The organism is Microbacterium sp. B19, from assembly GCF_000333395.1.
Taxonomy (GTDB): Bacteria; Actinomycetota; Actinomycetes; order Actinomycetales; family Microbacteriaceae; genus Microbacterium.
This window is the reverse complement of the sequence record NZ_BADA01000567.1, coordinates 1-894: the sequence shown is the minus strand read 5'-3', so window position 1 is coordinate 894 and position 894 is coordinate 1. Positions and strand designations below refer to the sequence as shown.

Here is an 894-nt window from a genome sequence, read left to right as displayed (position 1 = left end):
ACCGAGGCCTGCGTGGGCCTCTCCCCCGCCGACGGGGCGCTTGAAGTACGCCACCAGGCCGCCTTCGGGGCCGGTGACGACCTGGACGAGCTCCCAGCCCTGCTTGATGTTCTCCTTGTTAAGCAGAAAAGGCTTAGCGCAAGCTTGCGCAGAAACGTTGGATGCGCAGGCAGGCCTGCTGCAGCCGCTCGGTCGAATCGGCATAGGACAGGCGGAAGTTAGGCCCTTGTCCGAAGGCGCTGCCATGCACCAGCGCCACGCCTTCGGCCTGCAACAGCAGCGAGACGAAATCCTCGTCGCTGGCGATGCTGTGGCCATCCTCAGTGCGCTTGCCGATCAGACGCTCGCATGAGGGGAACACATAGAACGCCCCTTCCGGCACCGGGCAATCCAGGCCCTCGGCCTGGTTCAGCATCGACACCACCAGGTCACGCCGCGCCTGGAATACCTTGCGGCTTTCATGGATGTAATCCTGCGGGCCGTTGAGCGCTTCCAGCGCCGCCCATTGCGACACGGAACTGGCGCCGGAGGTGAGCTGGCCCTGGATCTTTTCCATGGCCTTGATCAGCGGCAGCGGACCGGCGGCGTAGCCGATGCGCCAACCTGTCATGGCATAGGCCTTGGAGACGCCATTCATGGTCAGGGTGCGTTCGTAGAGTTCGGGTGCGATCTGGGCCGGCGTGGTGAACTCGAAGTCGCCATAGGTCAGGTGTTCATAGATATCGTCGGAGAGGATCCACACATGCGGATGGCGCTTGAGCACCTCGGCCAGCGCCTCCAGCTCGGCGCGGGTATAGGCCGCACCGCTGGGATTGCAGGGCGAATTGAACATCAGCCATTTGGTGCGCGAGGTAATGGCGGCCTCCAGGGCTTCTGGACCCAGCTTGTAGCCGG

Annotated in this window: 1 protein-coding gene; it reads right to left on the bottom strand. The window is 63.6% G+C overall.

Features of this window, described 5'->3' with window-relative positions:
• Positions 1-133 precede the first annotated feature (133 nt).
• On the bottom strand, positions 134-894 hold a 761-nt coding region (locus I5G_RS19515; protein ID WP_022880562.1), incomplete at its 5' end, for a pyridoxal phosphate-dependent aminotransferase.